A 23,654-nucleotide genomic window follows, 5' to 3' on the forward strand; every position below is an offset into this window, starting at 1 on the left:
TCTCCGCGCCCCTACATTGAATCGGCGCGATCCGCGAAGTCCGCGGATTAGCTTCCCGCTATCCCTATCGTGTGTATCGCCCGAGCCAATAGGCGAATCGGAAATCGACGCCCGGCAAAAGGCGCGTGCCGTTGCCGCCGCCGTTGACCTGATACGGATTCGAGCGCCACTCGTAGTTGCTGGGGCGGCGAATCTCCTTGGGGATCGGGTCCTCGGCGACGAGATCGTCGTTGCGTCCGACGTAGCCGAGCACGGTGATCGGCGTCACGCCGTCGATTCCGATGCAGTCGCCGGAAAGGATTTCGTCCTCGTCGCAGTTGATGATCTCCACGTCCCAGTAGGGCGGTTCGGGAAAGGCGTGCAGCGTCTCGACGCCGTTCGCGACCGCGAGTTGGTCGGGCTCCTCGACTATGCTGGTGTACGCGCTCGCGCCCGCGGCGAAGGCGGCGAAGATGAAGTCGTACATCGACATCTTCTGCTCCTTGGGCAGGCGCGGCCAGAACGGATGATCGTACATCTTGTTCGCCAGGACGTCGGCGATCCGGGCTCGAAATTCGGGATCGTCGATGTATCGCATCGCCAGATACACCCCCATGAACTCCATGTTCACGCCGGAGTAGTTCGATTTCGTGCCGAAATGAAGGCCGATCAAATTTTGTTCGACGATTTCGATGAAACCGCGCGCGGCGATGAGCGTGTCGTAGAGGTAGGCATAGGTTTCGTCATCCTCGGCGACGTACGCGAGCGACGCGACGATGCCAAGCGACATCATGGCGTAGAATCCGTCCTTGAACGGCAGGAAAGGCAGATACAGGCGGTCGAACGCGTTCTCGTTCAGGAAACCGTGGAAGGTGCGCCGCCCGTCCGCGTCGTAAATCTCGAGGTCGTATCCGTTCGGGCGCACGGTCGCGAGCTGCTGGACCATCTCCTTGGCGTACAACTGCAGTTTGTCCTTCATGCCCTTGGCGAACGCGTCGTCGTCGCGGATGACCTCCCACGCCGCGCCGAACGCGGCGGACCAGCCGATGTACATATCGCGGCTGCACGAGTCTTCCCAGATGAAGTCGGGAAAAACGCCGCCGTCGGAGTTGTCCGCGCGCCAGGTGCCGTTATTCTTTTCGGGCGGCAGCGGATCGCCAAACTCGTCGAAAAGCGGTGTCAGCACCTGACTATCCTGATTGCCGGGGATATCCAGGCGGTTGTATCCGCGGGCGATCAGTCCCGGCTCGCCGGTGATTTCAACCGCGACGAACAGCCCCTCGATGGCCGCGCGCAGGTGCTCGCGCGCCAGGTCGATCTCGGCTTGCGAATACTGTCCGGAATCGCGCACCACGGCGTAGCGGTACGCGTCCGCCACGATGCCCACGCCGCCGTAAAGGCCGGCGATCTTTTCGTAGGAGTCGATGACGTCAAAGGCGGTCTTGCCGCCGGAGTACGTTTCGAAATCCCACCCGTCCGTGTCCTGGACGAAACCGCGAATCAGTTCGCGATCGGCCGCGTCGGCCAGGGCGACGGTGAGATCCTGATTCAGGCCCGTGCCCGCCGCGTGGAACGTATGGAACGTCCGGTCGTACTGGCGCGCCAGATCCTCGAGCGCCGCGTCGTAATCGGGCTCGCCCGGTCCGTGGATGAGCGCGTAGGGATAATTATCGATGTCGTCGTCGCCCGTGTCGTCGTCATCGGCATCGTCGTCGCCGGAATCGTCGTCCGTCGCGTCGTCGTCATCGCCGCCGGTGTCGTCGTCGGCGTCGTCGTCGCCGGAATCGTCGTCGCCGGTATCGTCGTCACCGGGCGCGCCGCCGTCGTCGTCATCGTCGTCGCCGCACGAGCAACCGGCGGCGAAGATCAGCAGGGCGGCGGTCAGAAGCACGAGACACCGCGCCGTCAGGCCGTATTTCGCAAACATGAGCGATCCTCCCAAAACGCCGGGCGACGCCATTGCGCGCCTCATGCGGTCATGTCGAATGGGGCGACAGGTTACCAAATCCCGCCGGCGAAAGCACGCGCGCGGGCCGCGGAAATGTTATAGCGTCGCGGCGATGAATCGACGGACCGCCATCGGCCTTCTGGCCATGAACATTGCCTGGGCGGGCACGTATGCCGCGACCAAGGTGTTGATGGAACGCGCGCCGTTTTTTCTGGTGACCTCGCTTCGCTACCTGGCCGCCGCGGCGCCGCTTCTTCTCGTCGCGTGGCGGATTTCGGGGTTGCGGATGTCGGCGCGCGACTTCGCCCGCGCGGCGCTGATGGGGATCGCCACGTTCACGCTCTGCCCGCTTTTCCTTTACGCGGGCGTGTCGCTTTCGCGCGCGGGCGACGCGGCGGTGCTCGTTTCGACGGAGCCGCTTCTGGTCTCGATCGGCGCATTCGTCTTCCTGCGCGAAAAGATCGACCGGCCGACCGGCGCCGCGCTCGCGGCGGCCTTTGCCGGCGCGGTGATCCTTTCGGGCTTTTGGCTCGAGACCGGCGCGGTGCACCCGTTCGGCACGGCGCTCATCGTGCTCGGCATCTTTTTCGAGGCGTCGTATTCCGTCATGGGAAAGGAGCTGCTTCGCCGCCATCCGCCGCTTCGCGTGACGGCCGTGGCGCTCGCGGCGGCGTGCGTCGTGAATGCGGTCGCCGTGACGTTGTTTGTCGGCTGGGCTCCTGCCGCGAGGCTGACCGCCGGCGATGGACTGATCCTCGTCGGCTATCTCGCGGGGCTCTGCACCGTCGTCGGTTATACGTATTGGTATGTCGCGCTGCGCGACGCGGCGACCTCGCGCGTGACCCTGACGATCTTCGCGCAGCCGGTCGTCGGCCTGGCGGCGGCCTATTTTCTGAACCGCGAGAGCCCCACGGCGCACCAGATCGCCGGCGCGGCGATCATTCTCGCGGCCGTCGCCGCGACGCTGCGTCGCGTACCGGCGGTGCCGATCCCGCCGGAGGCGGCGTAAGTATCATTTTCATCCAGCGGCTTGCACCCGGCGGCGAATCGCCGTTCAATAACGCGACCGTATCCCCATCCCCGGAGGTCCGATGCGGACGATTGCCGCGTTGACGCTCATGATGTCGCTTGTGCTCGCGGGTCCGACGCTCGCCCAGGAACTCGATGAGTCCGATGACGACGGGCCGGGGACCGGCGGCGGGGGCGGATTGTTTTTCGGGCCGTCGTGGCACTTTCTCGATTTGTCCGAATTCAACGACGATCTCGACGCGCTCGGCATCTCGGAGTTCAACGGGCCGCCGTGGGGATTCTCGTTTTTCCTCGTCGGCGACGTGGCGTTCGGCAAAAACGTCGTTCGCCTGGGCGGCGGCGGGCGCAATTTCTCGGTGGAAAGCCACGAGTCCGGTCGTTACGCCGCTCTCGAATCCGGATATGGCGGACTGTTGCTCGGCTACAAACGCCTTCTCTCGCGCGGATTCGGCGTGGTCCTGGACGCGGTCGCGGGCTTCGGCCGATGGGAATATGATCTCTACAGCCCCGCGTTCGACGGGAGAGCCAGCGGCGGGTTTCTTTTTGTCGAACCCGAATTTGGATTGGAGTTGGCGGGCGATTTTCTGGGTCTTGGCGTGACGGGTTCGTATTTCTTCGAGGCGAACGACACGGGCAAGCTGTTTTCCGGCGACGCGAAGCGCGACGAATTCGGCGACCGCGATTTTCATCACGCGGTTCTGAACGTGTACGTCATGCTCGGCGCGTTCCGGCAAGGCGGGGGATTCTGATGCGTAAGACGGCCGCGAACGAAACCCGCTTCCTTACGGTCGCGGTTCGTATTGGCGTGGCGCTCGCGTCATTTCATACGGTCGCGGTTCGTACTGGCGTGGCGCTCGCGTCATTTCATACAGTCGCGGTTCGTATTGGCGTGGCGCTCGCGTCATTTCATACAGTCGCGGTTCGTATTGGCGTGGCGCTCGCGGCAATTCTTGCGTTCGCGATACCGGCCGTGGCGCGGACAATCGGCGGGCATCGCGATTTCGCGCGCTGGGCGATCGAGCAGGGGCTCGAGCCTGGTCGCGAATCGCGCCCGGCCACACGGCCGCTCGCGAAGGCGGCGCCGCTTGCGCTTGGCGTCGAGTCGATCGGCTTTTATCCGTACTGGTCGACGGAAGACCCGGCCGATCTGCCCTACGACGTGCTCTCCGTCATCGCATGGTTCTCCGTCACGCTCGGCTCAAACGGTGATATCACCGTGTACAACGGCTGGCCGGACGGCACGCTCATCGACGAGGCGCACGCGAACGGCGTGAAGGTCGCGCTGACGGTCAACAATTTTACGCCGACCGAACAGACGACGCTTCTTTCGAGTGCGATCAATCGCGCGAACGCGATCGACAATATCGTCTTTGAGGTCACGGACGCCGGCGCGGACGGCGTGAACATCGACTTTGAACTGCTTCCCGCGACGCAGAAGGCGAACTTCGTGACGTTCATCGAGGATCTGGCCGACGCGCTGCGCGCCGCGATACCGGGCGCTCATCTTTCGATCGACACGCCGGCGGTGGATTGGTCGGGCGCGTTCGATTACGACAAGCTCGCCGCCGCCGCGGACTACCTTTTCATCATGGCCTACGACTATCACTACAAAGGCGGTGATCCCGGCCCGGTGTCGCCGCTTTTCGCGGGCACGCTTTGGAGTCCGTGGTCCATCGAGTGGACGCTGAACGACTACGAGACGTACATCTTTCCGTACGACCTCGCGAATACGATTGTCGGACTTCCTCTCTACGGTTACGACTGGCCGACGACAACCGGCGCGGTGCCCGGCACGAAACGCGGCACGGGCCTCGCGACGATCCTCGCGACCGCGGTGAACATGGCCAATAGCGGATCGTACGGGCCGCGCCTGTGGGATGCCGGGAGCCGCACGCCTTATCTTGTCTACGACAAGGCAGGCGACGGCTGGCATCAGCTCTGGTACGACGATGCCGCGTCGCTCGCGGAGCGTTTCGAATACGCCGCGCTGCGCCATACCGGCGGCGTCGGCTTCTGGGCGCTTGGCTATGAGGGAAGCCGCGAAGATGTCTGGGACGCGCTCGACGCGACGTTCGGCATCCCTGGCGATGATGACGACGCGGCGGATGATGACGCCTCGGATGATGACGCGGCCGACGATGACGACGATGACGGCGGAATCGGACAGCTTTGCTGCGGAAGGTAGCGGCCGTTTATTCGAACGATTCTTCGTCCAGCATGTGACGCGGCGACGGGGCCGTAGCGTCCGTCGCGGACGTTTCCACGACGGGCGGAAGATACCATCGCCCTTGCCGCTCCGCCCGTTTCGGGAACAGCGATTTCTCCACGATCTCCGGGAATGTCTCAAGCGGCGTGACGAGGTTTTCCGCGACCAATTCGTCGTGCAGCGGCGCGAGATCCGCCGCGCCGAAAATCCCCCGGCGCACGCCTTCGGCCAGGTCCTCGGCTAGATCGTCCCGGCAAGCATGGTCGATCGCCAGCATGGCGCGCGCGCTGTCAACGGCGGCCTGGGCGCGCACAAGGCCGCCGAGCGTCATGTGCACGGCCATCTGAAACGCGCTGCGGCAGGCGACAAGGTCGCTTGAGAACGGCGCGAAGATTTTTGGGTCCGTCCGTTTTTCGAGATAGATGTAGATCCGCTCGACGCGCTCGCCGGGCGGTTTTACCGCGCGGAACGCCTCGATCACCTCGGCCTTTTCTTCCGCGTCGCATCGCTCGCGGCGCAAAATCTCCGACAGCTCCGCTTCGTTGACGCGCCCGGCGAGGATGTCGGCGTAGAGCGCGTAGGCACGCGCGTCGGCCTCCGCGTCGTCGCCGATCAGAATCTCGCGCGCGCTCTCGGGAAGCCGCGTGCGCTGGTGCAAAAGAGCGCTGACCTTGTAGGGCAACTGGCGGCGCAACCACGCCGGCTTTTTTCGCTTGAAAAGAATCTGCCGCCAGTCCTTGCACGTGACGCCGTCGCATTGCACGCCGTCGATCAGCATCTTGCGATAGACCTCCTTCATGATGAACGGAGGGCTCGCGGTCAGAAAGAAAAACGGCGTTTGCGCATTCTCGATTGCGCCGCCGTGACGCAACTCCCGAAGCACCGGCGCCATGCCCGCGATGGCGCGTTTGTCCTCGGCTTTTTCCATCGGGATGATCGCCAGGCCGAGCCACGATTCGAAATCGGATTCGAGATACGTTTTGTCGACGTCGCAGGTGATGACGCGCCCGGCGTATTCGGCGGGCAGGGTGCGTTCATCGTGTCGCACGAGAGGATACATGTCAGCTCCGGCCGCGCCCGCCTTTCGGCATGATGGCCGTCGCGCTTCGGCGCGCGTCGTCGAGATCGAGCCGCAGATCCTCGCCAAGCCGCGCCTCGCGCGCGATCAGGCGGCGCGCGGCCTCGGCCGGCGTAAGATCGCCGGTGAGAACCCCCCGCACGGCGGCGAGGATCGGCGCGCGAACGCACCGCGATTCGACAAGGCGCGCGGCCGCGTCGATGGTTGCGAGCGTTTCGGCGAGACCCGCGTCCGGCGGTTCGGCGCGCTTGCGCGACCGCGCGCGGTGCGTGCCGTATCGGTAGGCGGGCGATCCGTCCGCGTAGGTCTCGGCGACGATGCCGCCGAGCCCCGCGAGGCCGGCGAGCGTCGCGGGATCGGCGCCGAGCGTCGCGGCGATGCGCGCCATCTCCGCGACCGATCGCGTCACAAGAATCGCGCGCGAGGCCGCGCCGAAACCGAGGCCGTCGGCGATGCCCGCGGCGATCGCGTAGATCGGCGCGAGCGACGCGCCGACCTCGACGCCCGCCAGGTCGCTTGTGCCGTAGGCGTGAAATCGATCGGTCGTGAAAAGGCGGCGCGCCTCGCCGACGACCTCGGCAAACGGCGAGGCGACAAGCCCGGCGGCCGGCACGTTCGAGACCAATTCCGCGGGCTCGTGAACGCCGGCCAGAACGCCGATCTTCCGGACGCAGCATTCGGCGCGAATGACATCGCTTGCCGTCACAAGGCGCCCGTCAAACGCAAGGCCGCGGACGGCGTGCAGGACAATGTGTTCACCCGTGAGGTGTTCGCCGATCTCGCGCATCAACCCGCGCAATTCGTCAAGCGGCACGGCCAGGAACAGGACCGGCGCAGCGCACGCCTGCGCGGCGTTGCTCGCCGTCGACAATCGCGGCAAGGCCTTCGCGCGCCCAAAGCGCGTGGCCAGGGCCTCCTTGGCGAGCCGGTCCGCGAGGCCAGACGTAGCGGCGTAGACGCGAATCCGCCCGGCGCCGGCGCCTTGCGCGAGCAACGCGTACGCCAATGCGAGATCGCCGTCGCCGAAAACGGTCAGCGCGGTGTCCGGCGCGTTCGGCGTCATGTGTCCGGCCCCCCGATGCCGTATCCGAACAGGCGATTGCGGTAGTAGTAGAGCAGCTTCATATCGCCGACGAACAGGCGGTCGCCGCGCCGGTAGAGAACGGGCTGCGTGTGATAGCCGCCGAACCGGCGCAGCGCGCTGTTGACGAGCGCGGTCGCGTCGCCGGATTGCGCCGTCCCCGCCAGGTGGAGATCGCCGGCGCCGGCCCGATCGCGCAAGAGCGCAAGCACGCGGTCCACCTCACGATGCACCTCGACAAGCGGCACGGACACCTCGCGCGGCGTTTCGCGCAAAAAGCGGAAGAAGTCCGGGTCGTCGCTTTCGCGCCGGATGCGCTCGAACACGGTGAAGGCGAGGGTGTGCGTGGACTGGATGACGGTATCGCGCACGAACGATTCGACAACGCGCTCGCCGAGTTCGCGTGTGAACTCGCGGTCGCGATCGGCGTCGTCCACGTATTCGCCACGCCGTTGCAGGTACTTTCGCGTATCGATGACGCGCCCGCGGCCGTCGAGCGAGCGGCCCTCGTCGTCCACCCGGTTGCCGAACGGATCGAGCGCGGGCGAGACGCGCAGGTAGATGCGGTCGTCGAGCGTCACGATGTTGCGAAGGAACGAGTAGATACGCGACGGCATGCTGAACTCGTCGTCCTCGATGATATAGCGGCTCTTGCCCGCGTCCTTCAGGTAATCGTCGATGAGGTTTTCGGCCTCGAGCACGATCTGGTAGTTGATCGTACACGGGACGACGTAGACGTTGGGCTTCGGCTTGCCGGCGCGCAGGTTCGCAAGATAGGCGTTGAGCCCGCATCCCATGAGCCCAAGCTTGAGGTGGCGCTCCACCGCGCCGGAGCGGCTGCGCGTTCCGCCCGGAAAAAACAGGTTGTGGTAGCCGGCCTCGATGGTGACCGTCGCGTATTCCTTCAGCACCTGCTTGTAGAGCGAATGCTGCTTGAGCCGATCGACCTTGTACGCCCCGAGGCGGTGCATGAAAAAGCCGATGATCTTGTGATGGAACAGGTTCAGGCCCGCGCCGTAGGTGAACGGCGGAAGGCCCATGTGATAGATCGCCCAGCCCATCAGCGGCGAATCGACGTTGGACTGGTGCGTCGGCACCAGAACCACCGTGCCGAGCTTGTCGAGCTTGCGAATCTGCTCGACTTCGCCGTCGATGCGCACGTTTCGCGAAACGTCCGGGAGGTTCGGAAGCGACGTGACGAGCTTGACCGGGCTTAGCGCGCTCAGCATGAAGCCAAGGCCCACGGGCAACACCGTCGTCGAGAACTGATACACGGGCTCGGAAAAGTGGCCGACGATCTCCCGCACGTGGTGATCGACGATCTCTTCCACGAGTCGCCGTTTTTCGGCCTCGCTGGCCTTGCCGAAGCGCGAGCGGATCGACGCGAGCCACGCGCGGTCACGTTTCTGGTTTAGCCGATAGGGCAGGCGCTCGATGCGGCGCTGCTCGAAGTAGAGGACCTCGTGGATGAGGTTGTCGAGAAACGCCTCCTCGCTTTTGGCCGCGCGGGCGAGCACGTCCTTGTGAACGCGGCTGCGCACTTCCACGGCGATGCGCTCCTGGTCGTCCGCGGACATCCGTCCGGGCGTGCCGGGAGCGCGAAGGAATTCAAGAGCGCGGGAAATGTCGAGCATGGCCGCCGCATGATAGGTCTGCGTTACAAGGCGTACAACATGGCCTTGCGTTATCTCCGCGCCTTGCACGACGATCCGCGTGTCCGTGCCCGGTTCATGGCACGACCACGGATTTTGCGATGCGCGTCTTGCGTGGTAGGGTCCAAGCGCCGCGCGAGTCGATACGAAGGAGGAGGCGCATGAGCGTACCAACAACGGTCGTCGACCCGGCTGCCGCCCGCGCGGCGGACCTTCGCGCACGATACGACGAGGTCCGCGCCGCGACCGAGGCGTTTTGCGACCCGCTTTCGACCGAGGATTACGTCGTCCAGTCCATGCCCGACGTCAGCCCGACGAAATGGCATCTGGCGCATACGAGCTGGTTTTTCGAAACATTGATTCTCGAGCGGGGATTGCCGGGCTACAAGGTATTTCACGACGATTTTCGGATTCTTTTCAACTCCTACTACAACACCATCGGCCCGCAGCACGCGCGTCCCGAGCGCGGTTTCATCACGCGGCCGGGCGTCGAGGCGACACGCGCCTACCGCCGGCACGTCGATGACGGCATGCGGCGGTTTTTCGCCGAACCGGCGCCCGAATGGCTCGATATCGTCGAAATCGGCCTGCACCACGAACAGCAGCATCAGGAGCTCATGGTCACCGACCTCAAGCACGTGCTCTCGTGTAACCCGCTCAATCCGGTTTATCGCGCCTTCGAACGCGAAGCGCCCGTCGCCGTGCCCGGGCCGCTCACGTTCCGCGAATTTCCGGAGGGGCAAGTCGAGATCGGCCACGCGGGCGACGGATTTGCTTACGACAACGAAAGCCCGCGACACCGGCGTTTCGTGAACGCCTTCGCGCTTGGCGAGCGATTGGTCACGAACGGCGAATACCTCGAGTTCATGAACGACGGCGGATACGCCCGCGCCGAGTTCTGGCTTTCCGACGGCTGGTTCGCCGTCGCGAAAAAAGGCTGGCGCGCGCCGCTGTACTGGCGCGAGCGCGAGGGAGCCTGGCACGCCTTCACGCTTGGCGGGCTGCTGCCGGTCGACCCGAACGAGCCCGTGTGTCACGTGAGCTATTACGAAGCCGATGCGTTCGCGCGTTGGGCGGGCGCACGTCTCGCGCGCGAAGACGAGTGGGAGATCGCCGCGCGCGAGCAGGCGATCGAAGGCCATTTCGTCGAATCCCGCCGCTATCATCCGCGCGGCGCGGCCGGCGCCGGGATGCGTCAACTCTACGGCGACGTCTGGGAGTGGACGCAGAGTCCCTACATGCCCTATCCGGGCTATCGGCCGGCCGCGGGGCCGCTTGGCGAATACAACGGCAAATTCATGTGCGACCAGTTCGTCCTGCGCGGCGGGTCGTGCGCCACAAGCCGGACGCACATCCGTGCGACGTACCGCAACTTTTTCCCGGCCGCCGCACGCTGGCAGTTTTCGGGCATCCGCCTCGCGAAAGACGTATGAAAAGCGTGGACGACACCGCGACCGTGGAGGCGCTTCATTTCGCGCCCGATGAAGCGACCTTTTTCGCCGAGGTGATGGACGGTCTCACCGCCCGTCCCAAGACGCTGCCGTGTAAATACTTCTACGACGCGCGCGGCTCGCAGCTATTCGAGCGCATCTGCGCGCTTGCCGAATATTACCCAACGCGCACCGAGCTCGACATCATGATGAAACACGCGCCCGAGATGGCCCAGTTTATCGGCGCGCGCGCGGTGCTCATCGAATACGGCAGCGGCACAAGCACCAAGACGCGCGTGCTGCTCGATTATCTCGAAAAACCCGCGGCGTATGTGCCGATCGACATTTCCCGCGATCATCTTCTTCGCGCGGCCGCGGACGTCAACCTTGCGTATCCGGATCTGGCGGTGCTGCCGGTGTGCGCCGACTACACGGGCGATTTCGAGCTGCCCGACCTGCCCCAGGGTGCCGGCGCGCGCGTCGTCTATTTCCCCGGCTCGACGATCGGCAACTTCGATCCGGCCGACATTCCCGCGTTTTTCGGCCATGTCGCCGATGTCGTCGGCGCCGGCGGCGGATTCCTGATCGGCGTCGATCTCGTGAAGCCGCGCGAAACGCTGGAGCTTGCCTACAACGACGCGGCGGGCGTGACCGCTGCGTTCAACAAGAACATTCTCGCGCGCATCAATCGCGAACTCGACGGGCGTTTTGATCTCGATGCGTTCGAGCACCGCGCGCATTTCAACGCCGAGCGTTCGCGCATCGAGATGCACCTGGTCAGCCGGCGCGATCAGGCCGTGCGCATCGGCGGCACGTTCGTCGCGTTTCGCAGGGGTGAATCGATCCACACGGAGTCGTCCTACAAATATTCGCTGGATTCGTTCGCGTCGCTGGCCGAGGATCACGGTTTTCGAACGCGCCGCGTCTTTCTGGACGACGCCCGCCTGTTCAGCGTCCGGTTCCTGACGTATCGGGGCTAGTCCGCGGTCGGCGTCGGCGTCGGAAGCGGCGGGACGACGGGCGGCGTTGGCGTGGGCGAAGGCGTTGCCGGCGGCGTTTCGAACTCCATCCTCGACAGCGTAAACTTCGCGTGGTGATGCGTGTCGCTCTCCAGGCGGATCACCAGGTCCGCCGGCGCCTCTACCTCAAAACTGAACACGCCCTTGGCGTCCGTCTTGCCCTCGGCGATGTGGGCTCCCTCGGGCGTTTTGGCGGTGATGTCCGCGTCGGCCACCGGTTCGCCGTCGCTTGCGTGAGCCTCGACGCGCACCGTCAGCCCGTTGGCTTCCACCCAAAGCTCGACGCCATGGGCCAACGCGATCGACGTGAAGACGAGCGCGCATACGAAAACGCCCGTCCAGCCGAAGCGAATTGTCGAAAACGTCATGTCAAACCTCCGTGGCGGCGCAAGTCGTTTCCTTGACGTCGAACGGCGCCGGCGACCGCCTTTGATAGCAGCGCCGAGTAAAATAAAACCGTGGCCACGACGACAATCCCGCCGCCGGTCGGAATCGCGAGATAGCCCGATAGCGTAAGGCCGCCAACGGTGCTGATCGTCGATAGAATCACCGCGACGAAAAAGAACCCACGCAGCCCGCGCGCGACGTGCTCAGCGGCGGCGGCGGGCATCACCGTCAGGACAAGGACAAGCAGCGCGCCCGCGATCTTCAGCGACGCGACGACCGCCGCCGTCAGCAGCACGACGAACACATATTCGACAAGAACCGGCCGATGCCCGCGCACGGCGGCGAGCGTCGGATCGATGCCCGCGAGCAGCACGCGGTTGAACAGAAAGCCGCACGCGAAAAGTCCGGGCACGAAGGCCAGCGCGAGAATATCCACATCGCGCGGCGTCAGCGTGACGAGGCTTCCGAAAAGCACCGCCTCGATCTGGTGGATGTCGAACCGCTTGGTGACGAGCACGAGCATCACGACACCAAGGCCGAGCGTCTGAGACAGCACGACGCCGATCGCCGTGTCGGACGAAAAGCGCGTATGTCCGCGCAGAAACGTCATGACGATCGCGACCGCGAGGCAAAAGCCGTAGAGGCCGAAATACGGCTCGCGCAAAGGCTCGCCAAGGAGAAGGCCGATGGCGACGCCGGTCATCGCCGCGTTGCCGACGGTCTGCGTGAAGAAGGCGAGCTTCCGCGCGACGACCAGCGTTCCGAAGGCGCCCATGAGCGGCCCAACGAGAAGCGCGGCAACGAGCCCCCGCGCCATGAAGGCATGCTCGAAAATTTCCGGTAATGCGCCGCGTGATGCGGCCGACGAAAGAAAAGCGACAACCGATTCGGTCATGGCGCATCCACCGTGACGGGGGCGTGATGGCCTTCCGCCCCGTAAATCGCACGCAACGTTTCCGCTTCGGCGAGCCTCGATGCCGGACCCACGAAACGCACTGTCTCGTCGAGGCCGGTCGCGTCGTCGGCGAGGCGCGCGACGGCGCCGGTGTCGTGCGCGACCATGAGGATCGACACGCCGTCGCGGTCGCGCAACTCGCGCAACAATTCGTGAACGAGCCGCGTGCCCGGAAGGTCGAGATGCGTCGCCGGCTCGTCGAGGATCAATAGTTCCGGCGCCGGGCACAGGGCGTGCGCCACCAGTACCCGGCGCATCTCGCCGCCCGAAAGATCGCGCATTCGTCGTGCGAAAAGGTGCGTCGCGTTCAATCGCGCCAGCGCGGCTTCGATCGCGAGGCGCGACGCGCGCGGCAAACCCAGAAACGGCGGGCGCGGCCCGAGCGCGATCTGGAAAAAGTCGGCCACGGTCATCGGCAGCGCGTCGGGGACTTCCACGCGCTGCGGCACGTATCCCACGCGGCCGTCGCGCGCAAAGCGCATCGCGATCCGGCCGTCATGCGGCACGCCGCGAAATATCGCACGCAGCAGTGTCGTCTTGCCGGCGCCGTTCGGGCCGACGAGCGCGTGGATCGACCCGCGCCGCACGCGCATGTCGACGTCGCGCACGATCGCGACGCGTCCCGCGCGCACCGTGACGCCGTCAAGCGACAGGATCGCGTCCGCGCTCACGAGCCCTCGGCGAGCGCGCGCACGACGGTGTCGAGGTTGGCGCGCATGTCGTTCTCGAACCGGTCCGCGCCGTAAGCCCCGCCCGCGATATGCGAGAGTCTGTAGACGCGGCAGCCGGTCTCCTCGCGTAGCGTCGCGTCGAACCCGCCCGTGTAATCGGCCTCGGTGAACAGCACCGTCACGTTCGCCTCGCGGATCCGCCGGACCGTGTCGGCGAGCTGCTTCGCGGAAGGCTCGATGCCATGCCGCGGCTGCACGACGGCCGCGATTGTCAACCCGAGATCGCGGAATAGATACGCGTAGCCGTCGTGCACGGTCGCCACGCGCACGTCCTTGATGTCGATGGCGCCAAGGCTTTTTTGCGCGCCGGCCAGCATTTTTCGAAGGCGCGCGATGTACGCGCGGGCGTTCGCATCGATAGTGTCCTTCTCGTCTGGCCGCGCCTTTCCCAGGCCGCGCGCGATGTTTCGCACCTGCCGGATCGAGGCGTTGATCGAAAGAAACGTGTGCGGATTCGGCGCGTCCGATCCCTCGGCCTTGATGGTCGCGACGCCCTCGTTGGCGCGAACAATCGGCATGTCCTCGCGTCCCGCGGCTTTCAGCATCGGAAAGATGAACTCGTCGTGACCCAGGCCGTTGACGATCAGCACGTCGATCGCGGCGAGGCGTTTCACGTCGTCAGGACCGGGCTGAAAGCTGTGCGGATTCGCGCCATCGGGAAGGACGGGAACGACCGTCGCGGCGTCGCCCGCGATGTTTGCCGCGAACGAGTAATAAGGATGCAGCGTGACGCCGATGGTGAACGGCTTGTCCTCGGCCGCCGCGCTCCTTGCGGCGATGGCGACCGCGATCGCGAGGAAAACGGCGGTGCGTCGCTTCAACGCTTCACCTCCATCTTCGGCGGCGGCGGTGTCGACATCCGCGCGGGAAAAAGGATCGTCGGATCGTCGGGCGTGACGATCCAGATCCACCCCGCCTCCGGCAGCCGTTCGCCGGGATCGTCCGGCCGCGTGCCGCCGCTCCACCAGATCTGGTAGGTGTAGCGGCGGTCGGGATCGTAGTCGATGCCCGGGTGAGGATGCGGGTGATATTCCGCGTGCAGATCGATGATGCGCAGGATGAATCCGGCGTCGCCGCGCACGAAACGATAATCGGCCCACGACGGTTGATGCGTCTCGTGGGGTGCGAATCCGCGCAGGTCAGCCGCGAGCGTCGACTCGTCGTAGGGCGGCACGCCCGCTTTGCGCAGCTCGTCTATGGAAGGGAATCGGCCGGCGCCGGACATATCGGCCGCATCCTGCGCCGCGTTCGACAGCAATTCAAACAGGCGCACGGCGTTGTTTGGCGACGCGGTCGTCAGCCGCTGGTACGGGCGCAAAAATAGCGGCTCGCTGCTGCCGGAGAGAGTCGCCTGGCGAACGAAGGCCGCCGTCGCGATCATCGTAAGGACGGCGAACACGAGCCCGCCCTCGATGGCGCCTCGCGGCGATTTGACGATCACCTCGCGCGTTCGGTGCGGCGCGTTCATCGCCCGCAAGCCATGTTCGGCTTGTGCATGGGCGGGTGTCATAGCACAATGGCGCGCCCTCCGGAAAGGAACCTCCTCATGCCGCCGAAGCCCAGGTCCGACAAACAACCCGCGCCGTATCTGCCCGAGGCGATCGCGCGGTTTGTGCCCGATACGCGCTACATCCTGCCCCTCGGCGAGCATCTCGTGCACGTGATGGAAGCGGGCGAGGGACGGCCCGTGCTGATGTTGCACGGCAACCCGACGTGGAGCTTTCTGTGGCGCAAGGTCGCGCGCGAGATCGAAGGCAAGGGCGTGCGGGCGATCATGCCGGACCTCGTAGGACTCGGCTATTCCGACAAGCCGTCCGATCCCGCGTGGCACACCATCGAAAATCACGGTCAGGTGATCCGCGATCTTGTCGACAAACTCGATCTGAACGGCCTGATCTTCGTCGGCCAGGACTGGGGCGGGCCGATCGGCGCGTACGCGCTCGCCACGCGCGCGGACCGCGTTGCAGGCATGGTGATCCTGAACACCGTTCTCGGGCCGCCGCGCCCAGGCTTCAAACCCACCGCGTTCCATCGCTTTGCGCGCGTCCCCGGCATCAGCGAGTTCGTGCACAAGCGGCTGGGGTTTCCGATGAACGTGCTCGCGTACGCGCAGGGCGACAAGAGTTCGATGCGCGGTCTGCCCTCGCGGGCGTACAAGTTGCCTCTCGCGAGCGTCAGCCAGCGCGTCGCGCCGCTCGCGCTTGCGCGCATGGTGCCGGATTCGCTCTCGCATGTTTCGATCCCCGCGCTCGAAACCTGCCGCGATTTCGTCAAGGGATTCACGGGGCCGGAGGCGATCGTCTGGGGCGATCGCGATCCGGTGCTCGGCCGCGCGTTCAAGCGCGTCCACGAACTGATGCCGAACGCCGCCGTGACGCACACGCAGGCCGGCCACTTTTTGCAGGAAGAGGTGCCGGACGCGATCGCAAATGCGATACTCGACGTCGCCGCGCGGGCCGATGCGATCGACGCCGAACGCGCGCCCGTAACGCCGCCCGAAACGAACGGCGACACCGACGCGCCTGCCGGCGGCTGACCAGGCGCCAACGCAAAATCCCCCGACGTGTTGACGCCCGACTTCCTCGCGCTTGCCCTCATCGTCGTTCTCTCGCACGCCTCGCAGGCGATGACGGGTTTCGGCGCGATCGCCATCACGTTAACGCTCGGCGCGCATTTCTACCCCGTCGAGCAGCTCGTGCCGGTGCTCGTGCCGATGAACTTCGCGCTGTCGCTTTATCTTGCGGCGCGATATCGCGAGCACGTCGATCACCGCCAGCTCTGGACGCGCATCGCGCCTGTTTCGCTCGCGGCGGTTCCGGTGGGATTGTCGATCTATTTCCTCGCGCAAAGCCGCACGCTGCGCGTGCTCTACGCGACATTCATCATCGCGTTCGCGGCGGCGGGGCTTATTCGCGAGCGGCCGGGAGCCGCGCCGAGGCGGCCGGAGCGGGTGCGTTGGTTCGATTACCTCTGGCTGCTTCTGGGCGGGGTGATGGAGGGAATCTTCGCGGCCGGCGGCCCGCCGATCGTCATGTACGCGCGGCGGGCCATCACCGACAAGAGCCGCTTTCGCAGCACCTTGTCGCTTTTATGGGTCGTGCTGGTCGGCGTCCTGGTCGCCGGCTTCGCGGTCGGAGGCGCCATCACGCCGTTGACGCTGAAATTTTCCGCGATGCTCATTCCGTCGCTTATCGCCGGCACGGTCCTCGGTGACCGCCTTCATCATCAGGTGAACGAAGATCGATTTCGCCTGGCGATCCACGTCATCCTGTTCGTCGCGGGACTGTCTCTTCTGCTGGCCGATTGACCCGGCATAGGGTGCCGTGTTGGATGGAGAGCCATGTTTTCGCCGTTGACGATGCTGCAGACGCTCGTGTTGCTCGCGTTTCCCGCGCTCGCGATTTTCCTCACGCGGCGGGTGGAGGCGATGCGGCGCCTGTCGCCGGTCGTCGTCTGTTATCTGTTCGGCATCTTTCTGGCGAACCTGCCGCGCGTGCCGCTGGATGGCGGCCTGTCGCAGTCGATCGCGGAGGCGAGCGTGCCGCTGGCGATTCCGCTGCTGCTTTTTTCGCTCGATCTGCGCGTTGCGGCGCGAAACGCGCGGCCCATCGCGCTCGGCTACGGCCTGGCGGTTGCCGTCGTCGTGATCGTGGCGGCGCTCGCGCATTACGCCTTCCAGGCTCGCGTCGAAAATTCGTCGGCCGTGGCGGGCATGCTCGTCGGCGTATACACCGGCGGCACGCCGAACATGAACGCCATCGGCATCGCGCTGGGGATCGACGCGCCGACCTTCGTCAAGATGAACGCGGCGGATGTGCTGTTCGGCGGCGTCGTGTTCTTGTTTTTGCTCTCCGTCGCTAAACCGCTTTTCGGCAAAATTCTTCCGCGCGCCACACGAGCCCTGGGCGCTCCCGACGAAGAAATCTGGCGCGACGACGAGTTCGAGAAGTTGCTGCGTCGCGACACTTTGCGCCAGGCCGCGAACGCGCTGGGCTTGGCCGCCGCCATCGTGATCGTGTCGATCGGCGCGTCGGCCGCGATTTTCCGCGCGGTGGAAAGTACGTTTGTCATTCTGCTTCTCACGAGTCTTTCGATCGTCGCGGGACTATCGGCGCGCGTCCGCGCCTTGTCGGGCCCCTACGAACTCGGGCAGTACGTTTTGCTGGTGTTCTGCGTCGCGGTGGGATCGCTTGCGGATGTCGGCGCCCTGGCGCACGGCGCGGCGACGATCGTCGCCTTCGTCGCTGTCGTATTGTTCGCGTCGATGGCGTTGCACATCGCGCTTTGCGCGGCGTTTCGCGTCAACGATGACACCGCCATCATGAGCGCGACGGCGGCGATCTTCGGCCCGGCGTTCATCGGACCGGTCGCCGCGGCGATCGGCAATCGCGATCTCATCCTGCCGGGCCTCGCCGCGAGCCTCTTGGGCCTGGCCGTCGGGACGTATCTTGGCATCGGCCTCGCGTTCCTGCTTTCGTGACAGCGGTCTCGTGAACCGGCGCGATTTGGCGCGGTCACAGAAACGCGAAACCGAGGCCGCGATAGGTCGGCGCCTCGCCGACGATGTCATCGCCGCGCACAAGCAGGATCGTGTTGAAGTGCTCGGCCAATTCGCCGGCCTTCGCGTGGCGAAAGACGATGGGATCGCCAAGGGCGATCGGCGGCGCGCCGGGCGGCAGCAGGACGGGCGTCTGCACCTCGCCCGCGCCTTCGATCGAAAGCAACTCCGCGCCCGGCGGCAGCCACGGGCGCGGCAGGCGATCCGCGCCGATTTCGCCGCTCGCGACGTATCCGCCGCCGTGACAGGTCACCATGCCGGGCGCCGGGCGGCGCACGGCTTGCAGCGCGAAAAACGCGGCCGGCTCGAAGGGGGTGTTACGGTAGTAGTCGAACAGATGCGGGCAGAAAAAGCCGCTGCCCGCCGTCACCTCCGTGATCGGGTCTTCGAGCACCGTCGCCGCAAGACTCCCCGTGCCGCCACCGTTGAACAACTCGAGCGAAACGCCTTGCGAGGCGAGAAACGCCGCGATTTCGCGCCGGCGGGCGGCGACATCGACGATCGACCGACTTTTCACGAGACGCTTGACCGGATTGGCCGCTCGCGTGAACGGATTGGCATCGGTCATCCCCGCGACCTGCGCCTCGTAGGCCATGATCCCCGTGACGCGCACGTTTGGTAACGTTTCGGCGTGACGCACGAGCCGAAGCACGTCGCCGCCCGTTCGAACGGGGCTGCGTCTCACGCCCAGATGCACCATGTCACCGAACGGCCGCCACGCCATGTCGATCTCGAGGACGGCCTGAAGCATGACGCCCGCGGCGCGCCCCGCGGCATCGAGCGCGTCAAGATGCGCGTTGTCGTCGATCACCAGACACGCGCGTGATCCCTCGCGCGAAAGCTGGGCGACAATCGAAAGATCGCCGGTCTGCACGGTGGGGTAGGCGATCAAAAAGTCCCGATGACCGAGCGTCGCCAGATGGCGCGTTTCTTCGGCTGTGTACGTCATGAGGCCGCCGGCGACATCGCCCAGGCCGTCGATCGCGCGGGCGATGAGCGTGGGAACACGAAGCGATTTCGTCGCGACGCGCAACGTCTTGCCCGATCCGCGCACCATCGCCGCGGCCGTCCCGACATTGTGGTCGAACGCGTCGAGGTCGACAAACGCGCACGGCAAGCGCCGCCCGGCAAGCAGGCGGCGGATTCGCTCGTAGTCCGCGTTCGTTCGAGTCATCCGGGTCGCGTCTTTATGGTTTGTCCGGAAGGGGAGATGGGGTATCCTCGCGCGCGACGCCGGGCATGACAAGCATGAAACAAATACGTCGGCTGATTCTTGCGACCGTCGGGCTTGCCGCTTTTTGCGGCTCCGCGTTCGCGGCGTATTTTTCCACCGGGCAGGCGGACGGCCGCTGGTGGCTGCTCGACCCGGACGGTGCGCGCTTTTTCTCGCTCGGCGTGTGCGTTGTCGATCCGTCGGGCTATTACGCGCCGGACCTTGGCTATAGCCCCTATCAGCAAAACATCCTTGCAATATACGGCGACGAGGCGGCGTGGGCCGAGACGACGCGCGACCGCTTGCAAACCTGGGGTTTCAACACCATCGGATCGTGGGGAAAAGTGTCGCTTTTCGAGAACGACATGCCTTACACCGTCAACCTCGGCCTCGCCGACGCGAATTGGCAATACGGTGAGGTGACCGATTACTTCGATCCTGGCTGGCTCGATTTCGTCGATACGCGCGTGGCGCAACAGGTGACACCGCGCGCCGCGGACGAAAATCTCGTCGGCTGGTTTCTCGACAACGAGCTCCGTTGGGGTCCGGACTGGCGTTCGGTGAAGGATCTGTTCGCCGAGTACTTCGCGTTCCCCGAGACGGCGGCGGGCAAGATCGCTCTCGTCGATTTTCTCGTCGATCGTTATGGCGGCGACGTCGCGGCCTTCAACAGCGCGTGGGGAATGAGCCTGACGTCGTTCGACGATCTGCTGCCGATGACGGACACGACGCCCATGTCGCTGCAATCGCCCATGAAGGAAGACCGCGTCGCGTTTGGCGCCCTCGTCGCCGACAAGTTTTTCATGGAGACAACCGACCGCATCCGCGCGGCGGACCCGAATCACCTGATACTCGGCGTGCGTTTCGTGAGCTGGGCGATATCGAAGGCGATCGTCGAGGCAAGCGCGCCGTACGTCGACGTGCTGTCTTTGAACCATTACACGGTCTATCCGTTTTACGAGCCGCTGCTTGACGGCATCGCGTCGTTGTTCAGTTGGGCGAGCCCGCACGACGAATGGGCCGAATTTCACGCGCTGACCGGTCTGCCGGTGATGGTCAGCGAATTCAACGTGCGCGCCTACGATTCCGGCCTGCCGAACACCAATCCCTACGACTGGTTTTTCTACACCGTCGATACGCAGGCCGAGCGAGCGGATTTCTACGAAGGATTCGCGCGCGCGGCTTTCGAAAGTGCGCACGTCGTCGGCATCCATTGGTTCAGCTACATGGACGAGCCGGCCGAGGGGCGATTCGACGGCGAAAACGGCAACACGGGTATCGTGAACGAACAAGACGAGCCGTATGACCTCCTCGTGACGCGCATGGCAGAGACGAACGCCGACGCACTGGTTTGGCCGCCCGCGGGCGACGACGATGATAGTGCTGACGACGACGCAACGGACGACGATGTAACGGACGACGACGCAACGGATGACGACGCAACGGACGACGACGCAACGGACGACGACGCGACGGACGACGACGCGATGGACGACGATGCCGATGACGACGTGATGGATGACGACACGGATGATGACGCGGATGACGACATTGACGATGACGGCGACCTTCCGGGTGACGACGATTCGGTGAGCGGCGAAGCGGACGACGACGCGGTGCCGGCCGGCGACGACGACGACGACGGAGGTTGCGGATGCTAACGGGCGGCGCGCCGGGCGAAGAAGCGGCCCGCACGTTTGTCGTGCGTCGTGCGCGGGCGGACGACGCGCCCGATATTGCACGTCAGAGCATGGAGATGGCGCTCGAAACCGAACACCGGCGGCTTGATCCCGACACGGTTCTTTCCGGAACCCGCGGCGTGTTCAATGACGAGCGGCGCGGCTTTTACATCGTGGCCGTCGAGGGTGCGCGGATCGTCGGCCAGCTCATGGTGACGTTCGAGTGGAGCGACTGGCGCAACGGCCTTTTTTGGTGGATCCAGTCGGTGTACGTCGATCGCGAATTTCGCCGGCGCGGAGTCTATCGCGCGCTCTGGCAACATACGCGCGAGGAGGCCGCGCGCGCCGGCGGCGTGGCGGGTGTGCGCCTCTACGTCGAGCGCGACAACGCGATCGCCCGTCGCGCGTACGAAGCGCTTGGGATGAGCGAGCTGCCGTATCGGATCTACGAAATCGGATCGGCGCGCGCGTGACGGTGTCACGGGCGCGCGGCAAATTTGTATCGGCGTCGTAACCGGCGCGTCACACGAACGTCACGGGGCCATGAACAATAAGCCGCGTATGTCGGGGATGGTTCTCATTGTCGAGGACGAGGCCGATCTGGCCGCGACGCTCGAATTCAACCTCAAGCGCGAGGGGTTCAACCCGGCGACGGCCAAAACCGGCGCCGAGGCCCGCACCCGCCTTGCGGGCGATCGCCTGCCGGAGCTGATTCTCCTCGACCTGATGTTGCCGGACGCGAGCGGCACGGAACTGTGCCGCCTGGTGCGCGCGGACGCTCGCACGCGCGATATCCCGGTCATCATGCTGACCGCGCGCGGCGACGAGATCGACCGCGTCGTGGGTTTCGAGGTCGGCGCGGACGACTACGTCGTCAAGCCGTTTTCCGTGCGCGAGCTGATGTTGCGCATCAAGGCCGTGCTGCGCCGCCGGGCGGGCCAGCCCGCGTCCGAGGACGAACCGCTCGTGTTTGGCGTGCTGCGTATCGACGAGCAAAGCCACCGCGTGTGGGTGGCGGATGAAGAAGTCGTTCTGACCGCGCTCGAATTTCGCCTGTTGACGACCTTTGTTATGCGCCGCGGCCGTGTGCAGACGCGCGAGCGCCTGTTGGACGACGTGTGGGGCATCCAGGCTGACGTCACGACGCGCACTGTCGATACGCACGTCAAACGCCTTCGCCACAAGCTCGGCGCCGCGGAAGACTATATCGAAACATTGCGCGGGGTCGGGTATCGTTTCCGGGACAAAGTTCCCGGAGCGTGATTCTTGCCTCTTTCGTTTCGCGGGCGGCGTATTCGCGCAAGCGCCCTATTCGTATTGCTGGCCGCGGCGGGGGCCGCCGCGCTCGCTCTCGGGTTGTGGCCGGACAAGGCGGCGAGCTTCTCGTTTCTCTTTTCCCTGGCAGCCGGCCTTGGCCTTTTGATCGCCCTCGCGGTCAACCGGCTGACGACACGCGCCGTCGCCGCCGAGATGCGGGCGCTTGTCGAAAGCGCGCGCGCCGTGGCGCGATCGGGCACGCCGCCGGATGCGGGGCTCGCGGCGGTCAGCCGCGCCGATCGTTCGGTGCGCCTTCTGGCCGACGAACTCGAGGCGATGCTGCAATCCGTGGCGACGGAGCGCGACCGCTTCATCGCCGTGCTCGAGGGCATGAGCGACGCGGTGATCGCGATGGACAAGGCGTTGCGCGTGACGCTTGTGAACCGCGCCGCGATCGACTCTTTGGGCATTATCGAAAATCCGCGCGGCCGGCCGCTCGCGGACATCATCCGCGTGCCGGAATTGCGCGAAAAGATCGACCGCGCGGCCCGGCATCTCGAATCCGCGACGCTGGAGTTCGATCTTCCCGGCCCGACGCCGCGCCGTCTGTTCGGCCGCGTGACGCCGGTGCCCGGCGGCGGGCATATCGTGGTGCTGCATGACATAAGCGAATTGCGCCGCCTGGAAACCGTTCGCCGCGATTTCGCGTCCAACGTTTCGCACGAGTTGCGAACGCCGATCAGCGTCATTCGCGCGAACGCCGAAACGCTTCTCGCCGGCGCGCTCGACGAGCCGGACGCGGCCCGGCCCTTCGCCGAGGCGATCTACCGCAACGCCGACCGCCTGGCGAACATCATCAACGACCTGCTGGAGCTTTCGCGCATCGAGTCGGGAAATTCGCCGCGAAAAGCGGCGCCGGTTTCCGCCGCGGGCATCCTGCGCCGCGCGGCCGAGGCGCTCGAGCCGGCGGTGCGCGCCAGGCGCCATCGCGTACGCATCGAGGCCGCGGACGACCTGATGGCGCTCGGCGACGCCAAGGCGCTCGACCAGGTGATGATCAATCTCATCGACAACGCGGTGAAGTACACGCCGGAGCAGGGGGAGATCGTGTTATCGGCCGCGCGCGAAGGCGATCGCATCCGCCTGTCGGTGACCGACAACGGGCCGGGGATCGAGCCGCGCCATCGGCCGCGGATCTTCGAGCGTTTTTACCGCGTTGATCCGGGACGATCGCGCGATCTGGGGGGGACCGGACTTGGGCTTGCCATCGTCAAGCACCTGGTCGAGGCGATGGGGGGGCAGGTGGGCGTGGACGCCGTCGAGCCGCATGGCAGCATCTTCTGGATCGCCCTGCCATCGGCGCCTGCCGGCGGCTAAAGGCCACCCGCGCGCCTGTTGCGCCTCGCCGACGTTGAAAATCGATTTTTTTCATGTTTTTTCGTTCGTTCGGTT

The 23,654-nt window shown here is 65.4% G+C and carries 22 protein-coding genes; 12 read left to right on the forward strand and 10 right to left on the reverse strand.

What is annotated here, in order from left to right; genetic code table 11:
* Nucleotides 1-64: 64 nt before the first annotated feature.
* Entirely contained in the window at nucleotides 65-1,906 is a 1,842-nt protein-coding gene (locus K8I61_00385) for a hypothetical protein (GenBank protein MBZ0270462.1), read from the reverse strand.
* A gap of 133 nt (nucleotides 1,907-2,039) precedes the next feature.
* On the opposite strand from K8I61_00385, the gene K8I61_00390 reads away from it, so the two are divergent.
* The 3 genes from K8I61_00390 (at nucleotide 2,040) to K8I61_00400 (ending at nucleotide 5,141) form a co-directional block, all read left to right on the forward strand.
* Nucleotides 2,040-2,936, forward strand: coding sequence for a DMT family transporter (locus K8I61_00390; protein ID MBZ0270463.1), 897 nt, complete (start codon nucleotides 2,040-2,042; stop codon nucleotides 2,934-2,936).
* Nucleotides 2,937-3,018: 82 nt separating this feature from the next.
* The gene (locus K8I61_00395; GenBank protein ID MBZ0270464.1) at nucleotides 3,019-3,705 is read left to right on the forward strand and encodes a hypothetical protein; all 687 of its coding nucleotides are present in this window, start codon (nucleotides 3,019-3,021) and stop codon (nucleotides 3,703-3,705) included.
* Nucleotides 3,705-5,141, forward strand: a complete 1,437-nt coding sequence (locus K8I61_00400; GenBank protein ID MBZ0270465.1) for a hypothetical protein — start codon at nucleotides 3,705-3,707, stop codon at nucleotides 5,139-5,141. The genes K8I61_00395 and K8I61_00400 overlap by 1 nt, the downstream gene beginning before the upstream one ends.
* A 7-nt stretch (nucleotides 5,142-5,148) precedes the next feature.
* Here K8I61_00400 and K8I61_00405 read toward each other — a convergent pair whose 3' ends face one another.
* Genes K8I61_00405 through K8I61_00415 form a run of 3 tightly spaced genes read right to left on the reverse strand, consistent with a single transcriptional unit; the run spans nucleotide 5,149 to nucleotide 8,955 of the window.
* Complete coding sequence (locus tag K8I61_00405) at nucleotides 5,149-6,222, reverse strand: hypothetical protein (GenBank protein MBZ0270466.1); 1,074 nt, start codon at nucleotides 6,220-6,222, stop codon at nucleotides 5,149-5,151.
* A gap of 1 nt (nucleotide 6,223) precedes the next feature.
* Nucleotides 6,224-7,303, reverse strand: coding sequence for a hypothetical protein (locus K8I61_00410; protein MBZ0270467.1), 1,080 nt, complete (start codon nucleotides 7,301-7,303; stop codon nucleotides 6,224-6,226).
* A complete protein-coding gene (locus K8I61_00415; protein ID MBZ0270468.1) occupies nucleotides 7,300-8,955 on the reverse strand; it encodes a 1-acyl-sn-glycerol-3-phosphate acyltransferase in 1,656 nt (551 codons plus the stop codon). Before K8I61_00415 ends, K8I61_00410 begins: the two co-directional genes overlap by 4 nt.
* A gap of 179 nt (nucleotides 8,956-9,134) precedes the next feature.
* Here K8I61_00415 and egtB point away from each other — a divergent pair, with 179 nt between their 5' ends.
* Nucleotides 9,135-10,406, forward strand: coding sequence for an ergothioneine biosynthesis protein EgtB (gene egtB / locus K8I61_00420; protein MBZ0270469.1), 1,272 nt, complete (start codon nucleotides 9,135-9,137; stop codon nucleotides 10,404-10,406).
* Nucleotides 10,403-11,383, forward strand: coding sequence for an L-histidine N(alpha)-methyltransferase (egtD, locus tag K8I61_00425; GenBank protein ID MBZ0270470.1), 981 nt, complete (start codon nucleotides 10,403-10,405; stop codon nucleotides 11,381-11,383). The genes egtB and egtD overlap by 4 nt, the downstream gene beginning before the upstream one ends.
* Here egtD and K8I61_00430 read toward each other — a convergent pair.
* From K8I61_00430 to K8I61_00450, 5 genes are read right to left on the reverse strand one after another with little or no spacing between them, the layout of a single operon-like run.
* Nucleotides 11,380-11,790, reverse strand: a complete 411-nt coding sequence (locus K8I61_00430) for a DUF4198 domain-containing protein (protein ID MBZ0270471.1) — start codon at nucleotides 11,788-11,790, stop codon at nucleotides 11,380-11,382. The two genes, egtD and K8I61_00430, sit on opposite strands and share 4 nt — an antisense overlap.
* The gene (locus K8I61_00435) at nucleotides 11,787-12,704 is read right to left on the reverse strand and encodes a metal ABC transporter permease (GenBank protein ID MBZ0270472.1); all 918 of its coding nucleotides are present in this window, start codon (nucleotides 12,702-12,704) and stop codon (nucleotides 11,787-11,789) included. Before K8I61_00435 ends, K8I61_00430 begins: the two co-directional genes overlap by 4 nt.
* A complete protein-coding gene (locus K8I61_00440; protein ID MBZ0270473.1) occupies nucleotides 12,701-13,435 on the reverse strand; it encodes a metal ABC transporter ATP-binding protein in 735 nt (244 codons plus the stop codon). The genes K8I61_00435 and K8I61_00440 overlap by 4 nt, the downstream gene beginning before the upstream one ends.
* Entirely contained in the window at nucleotides 13,432-14,286 is an 855-nt protein-coding gene (locus K8I61_00445; protein ID MBZ0270474.1) for a zinc ABC transporter substrate-binding protein, read from the reverse strand. The genes K8I61_00440 and K8I61_00445 overlap by 4 nt, the downstream gene beginning before the upstream one ends.
* A 26-nt stretch (nucleotides 14,287-14,312) precedes the next feature.
* Nucleotides 14,313-14,963: a hypothetical protein gene (locus tag K8I61_00450; GenBank protein MBZ0270475.1), complete on the reverse strand. Its 651-nt coding sequence runs from the start codon at nucleotides 14,961-14,963 to the stop codon at nucleotides 14,313-14,315.
* Nucleotides 14,964-15,041: 78 nt separating this feature from the next.
* Here K8I61_00450 and K8I61_00455 point away from each other — a divergent pair, with 78 nt between their 5' ends.
* From K8I61_00455 to K8I61_00465, 3 genes are read left to right on the forward strand one after another with little or no spacing between them, the layout of a single operon-like run.
* Complete coding sequence (locus K8I61_00455; protein MBZ0270476.1) at nucleotides 15,042-16,031, forward strand: alpha/beta fold hydrolase; 990 nt, start codon at nucleotides 15,042-15,044, stop codon at nucleotides 16,029-16,031.
* A 27-nt stretch (nucleotides 16,032-16,058) separates the two neighbouring features.
* Complete coding sequence (locus tag K8I61_00460; protein ID MBZ0270477.1) at nucleotides 16,059-16,802, forward strand: sulfite exporter TauE/SafE family protein; 744 nt, start codon at nucleotides 16,059-16,061, stop codon at nucleotides 16,800-16,802.
* A 33-nt stretch (nucleotides 16,803-16,835) separates the two neighbouring features.
* Complete coding sequence (locus tag K8I61_00465; GenBank protein MBZ0270478.1) at nucleotides 16,836-17,975, forward strand: DUF819 family protein; 1,140 nt, start codon at nucleotides 16,836-16,838, stop codon at nucleotides 17,973-17,975.
* A 34-nt stretch (nucleotides 17,976-18,009) separates the two neighbouring features.
* Here K8I61_00465 and K8I61_00470 read toward each other — a convergent pair whose 3' ends face one another.
* Nucleotides 18,010-19,227: an alanine racemase gene (locus K8I61_00470; protein ID MBZ0270479.1), complete on the reverse strand. Its 1,218-nt coding sequence runs from the start codon at nucleotides 19,225-19,227 to the stop codon at nucleotides 18,010-18,012.
* Nucleotides 19,228-19,301: 74 nt separating this feature from the next.
* On the opposite strand from K8I61_00470, the gene K8I61_00475 reads away from it, so the two are divergent.
* The 4 genes from K8I61_00475 to K8I61_00490 all read left to right on the forward strand — a co-directional run bounded on the left by K8I61_00475 (nucleotide 19,302) and on the right by K8I61_00490 (nucleotide 23,579).
* The gene (locus tag K8I61_00475; protein MBZ0270480.1) at nucleotides 19,302-20,927 is read left to right on the forward strand and encodes a beta-agarase; all 1,626 of its coding nucleotides are present in this window, start codon (nucleotides 19,302-19,304) and stop codon (nucleotides 20,925-20,927) included.
* Nucleotides 20,921-21,418, forward strand: a complete 498-nt coding sequence (locus tag K8I61_00480; protein MBZ0270481.1) for a GNAT family N-acetyltransferase — start codon at nucleotides 20,921-20,923, stop codon at nucleotides 21,416-21,418. Before K8I61_00475 ends, K8I61_00480 begins: the two co-directional genes overlap by 7 nt.
* 88 nt (nucleotides 21,419-21,506) lie before the next feature.
* Nucleotides 21,507-22,208, forward strand: a complete 702-nt coding sequence (locus tag K8I61_00485; protein ID MBZ0270482.1) for a winged helix-turn-helix domain-containing protein — start codon at nucleotides 21,507-21,509, stop codon at nucleotides 22,206-22,208.
* 3 nt (nucleotides 22,209-22,211) lie between these two features.
* Nucleotides 22,212-23,579, forward strand: coding sequence for a PAS domain-containing protein (locus K8I61_00490; protein MBZ0270483.1), 1,368 nt, complete (start codon nucleotides 22,212-22,214; stop codon nucleotides 23,577-23,579).
* The last annotated feature ends 75 nt before the right edge of the window (nucleotides 23,580-23,654 follow it).

The organism is bacterium, assembly GCA_019912885.1.
Lineage (GTDB): Bacteria > Lernaellota > Lernaellaia > JACKCT01 > JACKCT01 > JAIOHV01.

Bases quoted from the DNA above. Each gene is read 5' to 3' on its own strand.
- K8I61_00385 (MBZ0270462.1), bottom strand. From the start codon at position 1,906: ATGTTTGCGAAATACGGCCTGACGGCGCGGTGTCTCGTGCTTCTGACC.
- K8I61_00390 (MBZ0270463.1), top strand. From the start codon at position 2,040: ATGAATCGACGGACCGCCATCGGCCTTCTGGCCATGAACATTGCCTGG.
- K8I61_00395 (MBZ0270464.1), top strand. From the start codon at position 3,019: ATGCGGACGATTGCCGCGTTGACGCTCATGATGTCGCTTGTGCTCGCG.
- K8I61_00400 (MBZ0270465.1), top strand. From the start codon at position 3,705: ATGCGTAAGACGGCCGCGAACGAAACCCGCTTCCTTACGGTCGCGGTT.
- K8I61_00405 (MBZ0270466.1), bottom strand. From the start codon at position 6,222: ATGTATCCTCTCGTGCGACACGATGAACGCACCCTGCCCGCCGAATAC.
- K8I61_00410 (MBZ0270467.1), bottom strand. From the start codon at position 7,303: ATGACGCCGAACGCGCCGGACACCGCGCTGACCGTTTTCGGCGACGGC.
- K8I61_00415 (MBZ0270468.1), bottom strand. From the start codon at position 8,955: ATGCTCGACATTTCCCGCGCTCTTGAATTCCTTCGCGCTCCCGGCACG.
- egtB (MBZ0270469.1), top strand. From the start codon at position 9,135: ATGAGCGTACCAACAACGGTCGTCGACCCGGCTGCCGCCCGCGCGGCG.
- egtD (MBZ0270470.1), top strand. From the start codon at position 10,403: ATGAAAAGCGTGGACGACACCGCGACCGTGGAGGCGCTTCATTTCGCG.
- K8I61_00430 (MBZ0270471.1), bottom strand. From the start codon at position 11,790: ATGACGTTTTCGACAATTCGCTTCGGCTGGACGGGCGTTTTCGTATGC.
- K8I61_00435 (MBZ0270472.1), bottom strand. From the start codon at position 12,704: ATGACCGAATCGGTTGTCGCTTTTCTTTCGTCGGCCGCATCACGCGGC.
- K8I61_00450 (MBZ0270475.1), bottom strand. From the start codon at position 14,963: ATGAACGCGCCGCACCGAACGCGCGAGGTGATCGTCAAATCGCCGCGA.
- K8I61_00455 (MBZ0270476.1), top strand. From the start codon at position 15,042: ATGCCGCCGAAGCCCAGGTCCGACAAACAACCCGCGCCGTATCTGCCC.
- K8I61_00465 (MBZ0270478.1), top strand. From the start codon at position 16,836: ATGTTTTCGCCGTTGACGATGCTGCAGACGCTCGTGTTGCTCGCGTTT.
- K8I61_00470 (MBZ0270479.1), bottom strand. From the start codon at position 19,227: ATGACTCGAACGAACGCGGACTACGAGCGAATCCGCCGCCTGCTTGCC.
- K8I61_00475 (MBZ0270480.1), top strand. From the start codon at position 19,302: ATGAAACAAATACGTCGGCTGATTCTTGCGACCGTCGGGCTTGCCGCT.
- K8I61_00480 (MBZ0270481.1), top strand. From the start codon at position 20,921: ATGCTAACGGGCGGCGCGCCGGGCGAAGAAGCGGCCCGCACGTTTGTC.
- K8I61_00485 (MBZ0270482.1), top strand. From the start codon at position 21,507: ATGTCGGGGATGGTTCTCATTGTCGAGGACGAGGCCGATCTGGCCGCG.